The 4,264-nt window shown below is 72.4% G+C and carries 4 protein-coding genes and 1 pseudogene; 2 read left to right on the top strand and 3 right to left on the bottom strand.

Annotated features, from left to right (window positions below; all coding sequences use genetic code 11):
• The 3 genes and pseudogenes from ND748_RS26470 to ND748_RS26480 form a co-directional block, all read right to left on the bottom strand.
• Window positions 1–408: pseudogene (locus tag ND748_RS26470) on the bottom strand (DNA gyrase modulator); the annotation flags it as partial.
• Complete coding sequence (locus ND748_RS26475; protein WP_251748907.1) at window positions 405–1,976, bottom strand: TldD/PmbA family protein; 1,572 nt, start codon at window positions 1,974–1,976, stop codon at window positions 405–407. The gene ND748_RS26475 and the pseudogene ND748_RS26470, both read right to left, overlap by 4 nt.
• A 151-nt stretch (window positions 1,977–2,127) precedes the next feature.
• The gene (locus ND748_RS26480; protein WP_251748909.1) at window positions 2,128–2,670 is read right to left on the bottom strand and encodes a hypothetical protein; all 543 of its coding nucleotides are present in this window, start codon (window positions 2,668–2,670) and stop codon (window positions 2,128–2,130) included.
• A gap of 1,005 nt (window positions 2,671–3,675) precedes the next feature.
• On the opposite strand from ND748_RS26480, the gene ND748_RS26485 reads away from it, so the two are divergent.
• Window positions 3,676–3,828 (top strand): hypothetical protein, encoded by a 153-nt coding sequence (locus tag ND748_RS26485; RefSeq protein ID WP_251748911.1) that lies wholly within the window; start codon window positions 3,676–3,678, stop codon window positions 3,826–3,828.
• Between the two features lie 53 nt (window positions 3,829–3,881).
• Window positions 3,882–4,264 (top strand): helix-turn-helix transcriptional regulator (locus tag ND748_RS26490; RefSeq protein ID WP_251748913.1); only part of this gene is annotated, 383 nt, incomplete at its 3' end.

The raw sequence follows: 4,264 nt of genomic DNA on the forward strand, positions 1-4,264 counted from the left end.
GAGCAGGTCGGCGTAGTCCTCGGCGTCCTGCGCCTCGCGGGCGGCGTCCTCGGCGGCGCGGACGAGCTCGGCGAGGCCGTCGGCGTCGGTGGGATGCGGCAGGTCGCCCGGCCGTGCCCCCCGACCGCCGGCCGGGGTGTCGATCGTGGAGGCGGTGCGCACCCCGAACGAGCGGCCGACGACGCTGACGATGGTGATCGACCGGTCCCGGCTTGCCCCGTTCGTGGTCAGGGTGTTGGTGGCCCAGCGCAGGTTCACCGAGCTGGACTCGGTGGCGATCACCACGCAGCCGTCCGCGCGGGACAGCGCGAGGGCACGCTCGACGATCTCGTGGGCCGCCGCGGGCACCGCGCCCGCCCGCTCGGCCCGGTCAGCCCGGGTGGTGTCCGCTCCGGTCACCTGGCTCATCGGCCGGCCTCCCGCCGCGTGTTGAGGACGTTGACGCCGCGGAACAGTGCGGCCGGGCTGCCGTGGCTGACCGCCGCGACCTGGCCGGGCTGCCCCTTGCCGCAGTTGAACGCGCCGCCGAGAAGGTAGGTCTGCGGGCCGCCCACGGCCTCCAGCGAACCCCAGAAGTCCGTCGTCGTCGCCTGGTAGGCGACGTCGCGGAGCTGGCCGACGATGCGCCCGGAGCGGATCTCGTAGAACCGCTGCCCGGTGAACTGGAAGTTGTACCGCTGCATGTCGATCGACCAGCTCTTGTCGCCGACGATGTAGATCCCGCGGTTGACCCGGCCGATCAGCTCCTCGGTCGAGGGTCCGCCGGGCGCGGGCAGCAGGGACACGTTCGCCATCCGCTGGATCGGCACGTGGCCGGGGGAGTCGGCGAAGGCACAGCCATTGGAGCGTTCCACCCCGAGCACGGGCGCGTTGCGGGCCGCCATCGCCCGGTCGAGCTGGTAGCCGACGAGGGTGCCGTCGCGCACGATGTCGAACCGGCGGGTCTGCACGCCCTCGTCGTCGTAGCCGATGGTGGCCAGCCCGTGCAGGGCCGTGCGGTCCCCGGTGATCGTCATCGCCGGTGAGCCGTAGCGCAGGGTGCCGAGCTGGTCCAGGGTGGCGAACGAGGTGCCGGCGTAGGCCGCCTCATAGCCCAGCGCCCGGTCGAGCTCGGTGGCGTGGCCGACGGACTCGTGGATCGTCAGCCACAGGTTCGACGGGTCGATCACCAGGTCGTACGGGCCGGGTTCGACCGAGGGCGCCTTGGCCTTCTCCGCCAACAGCCCGGGAATGAGGGCGATCTCGCCGTCCCAGTCCCAGCAGCCGGCCGCGGGCCCCGCGACCATCCACTCCCAGCCGCGGCCGACGGGCGGAGCGATGGTGCGCATCGTCTCGAAGCCGCCGCCCGGGTCGACGCGCGTCGCCTCGATCTGGCAGAGCACCCGCACCCGCTGCTGCATCGTCGAGGTGCCGGCCAGATCCGCGAAGTACTTGTTCTCCAGCACTGCCTCGAAACGGCCCTCGACGTGGTCGACGTCGTTCGCCGCGAACAGGGTGCGGCACAGCCCGCCGACCCGCTCGATCCGTTCCCGCGCGTCGATGGCGAAGGGGTCGGCGGCGTACGCCGACACCCAGACCGCGTCGGTGTGCGTCGGTTCCGGGGCGAGCTCGACGGGCTCGGAGTTCAGCGGGGCCGCCACCTGCGCCATCTCGACGGCCTCGCGGGCCAGCCGGACCGCCTCGTCCGGGGTGAGGTCCACGCCGGCCGCGAAACCCCAGGTCCCGCCGTGCACGACCCGCACGGCGAGGCCCAGCGTGGCGCCCTCGTGCCGGCTTTCCAGGGCGGCGTCGCGGAAGGACAGTGAGGAGTCCCGCAGGCGTTCGATGCGGATGTCGGCATGGGTGGCGCCGAGATCGCGGGCGGTCTGCAGGGCCGCGTCCGCGAGGGTGGAACGCGGCAGCGCGAGGAACTCCGCGTCGATCTCGTGCGCCGGCAGGCCGGATGCGGCCGGGTCCTGATGGACGGGTGTCGCCATGTCCCTATCCTGGCCCGCGCCGGCCCCCGATGGGGCGCCGACCCGGAGGGCGGTGTCCTGGCGGCGCCCACCGTCGCCATCGCGTGGCCGAGGACAGGCGTGCGGCCTGGCCTCGGGTTACCGCAGGTGATCGGCTACCAGTGGTGATCGGCTACCAGCGGTGGTCGGCGGAGTCCGGATCGTCCGGACGGGGGCGGCCCGATTCGACCGGTCCGGGCGGCGCCGGCGAATCGTCCAGGGGCTCCGCCGCCTCGCGGCTCCACGCGTCGATCAGGCCCCACCGCCGTTCGGCCTCCCGGACGGCGGCGGCCAGGGACTCCGGGCGGTCGGCCTGGCTCGTGCCGACGAGCAGGTCCGAGGCGGCGGTGAAGGCGTCGACGAACCAGGTCGTCGCGGGGGCCCGCAGGTCCAGGCGGGCAGGTCGGTCCGGCCTGGGCACGGCGGCGGCGAGGAAGGCCCGCAGCAGGCAGGACATCCGATCCGCGAGTGGCTCGAAGGCGGCCTGGTCGAAGCGATGGGACCCGTCGCCGGAGCGCCCGGGCGGCCGAACCGGCCGCCCGGCTGGTGGCACGGGCGCTGCTCGGGCGGGAGCCCGGGGGCGACGGCCGGGCCCGGCGGGCGCGAGAGCCCTCGCGATCGTCATCAGGATCGCGACCAGCCAGGGCGGCGCGGACGGCCGGCTGGCGACGTACATGTGGCCCTCCTCCGGTCGGGCGGCCCCACGTCGGTCGAGGCGGCGAGGAGCCCGCTCCATCCCGCTGACCCCGGCGACACATATTTGATCTTGCGATGAGGGTTGCGGTACGACGTGCACGGTCTGAAGCGAGAAACCGTGCCCGGCGCACCGCGACCCCATGGGGCGCCGCTTCGCCGCCGTGGCCCCGGTGGCACGGGGGATCGCCCCGGGCGCGGGAGCGTCGGCTGACGGGATGCTCCGTCCGAATCATCCGGCACGGTGATCCGAATCTCAAGGGAATTTCTGAATATTCGCGATCGAGCCACAATCGTTGCGGCGTGCGGGATCCGGTCAAGGGACTGCGGCCTGAGTACACCAGCGCCGGCGGCGTGGGTCCCCTCCCTGCAATGGTTCGAAGGGCGCGCCCGCGGCCGCCCGGCCGTCAGCCCGTCGGGCGGCATCGCGGGGTCCGGTCTCGTCACCAGGCGCCGGCCGGCTGTACCCGACATAGTTTCCCGCCTGAACCGACTTCCCGACGGAGTCCCAAATAATTCACGATGCTACGCGGTGTAGCCGACAGGTTGGAACCATGGCCCGGCATCGCCGTCACGTTCAGTGCCTACTCCCGAGAACGGGTAGCCCGAAGGAGCTGCTGGTTCGCGCGATTCGGTACCATTTGCGATGGTCCCGCGTAGCGTAATGTCGCCAGGTCCCGCGACTCTCTGTAGTGATGAAATTGCTTGAGGTGGCGGCCACGCCTGCTGGAAGATGAGATTCGCCAAGTAGGGGTGACGTTCGGTCATGGCCTTCGGCGTCACTTCGTCACGTGTAGGTGACGATCCGCCGCAAGTGGCCGGAATATTCGCGTCGCCGCCGTAGATCTGATCGTTATTACTGCGCTATGTCCCCACTCGGGGGGTGGATCCCTAGGATGAAGCGCAGTGGTGCAGAGAGGTAGGAGCGATGCGGCTCGTCCCGGTAGCCAGTGCGTCGTGTGCCAGCGCGAACTGTCCCACGGTGTATGTGAACGATGAGGATCAGGACATCTTCGTCCAGGGGTACGTGGTGCCGGACCAGCGGATCCCGACGGGCGAGGTGCCTGCCGGCGAGGCGTTGGTGCGCATCCCCCGCAGCGTGTTTCTGGCGGCCGCGCGCGGGCTGCCGGCGCAGGCGTAACCGTCGGGGCGCATGCGGTGGCCGGCGAGGACGGACCGACCTCGGAGGTGGGCATGGAGGGCGAAGGTGTGCCTGCGGCGGCGACTGCGTCCGACGGCACGCCGCCCGGCCGCCTCGGGGCCGAACTCGCGCAGTTGCGCCACTCCCGCGCGATGACCGGCCAGGCGCTCGCCTCGTCCGTCGGCATCAGCCAGAGCACGATCTCCAAGATCGAGAACGGGCTGCTCCGGCCGAGCCCCGCCGACGTCGAGCGGATCGCGCGGACCCTGCAGGCCCCACCCGACGTCGTTCGCCATCTCGTCGACCTCGCGCAGCGGCTGCAGTCGACCGCCACCCGCCGGGGGGGGGGGGGGGGGGGGGGGGGGGGGGGGGGGGGGTGGGGGGGGGGGGGGGGGGGGGGGGTCCGGGTGGTGTTTGTTGTCGGCGTGCGGGAGGG

It is taken from the genome of Frankia sp. AiPs1, from assembly GCF_023716945.1.
Taxonomy (GTDB): Bacteria; Actinomycetota; Actinomycetes; order Frankiales; family Frankiaceae; genus Frankia.

Excerpts from the sequence above, each read along its gene's own strand:
- ND748_RS26475 (WP_251748907.1), bottom strand. The coding sequence starts at position 1,976 with ATGGCGACACCCGTCCATCAGGACCCGGCCGCATCCGGCCTGCCGGCG.
- ND748_RS26480 (WP_251748909.1), bottom strand. The coding sequence starts at position 2,670 with ATGTACGTCGCCAGCCGGCCGTCCGCGCCGCCCTGGCTGGTCGCGATC.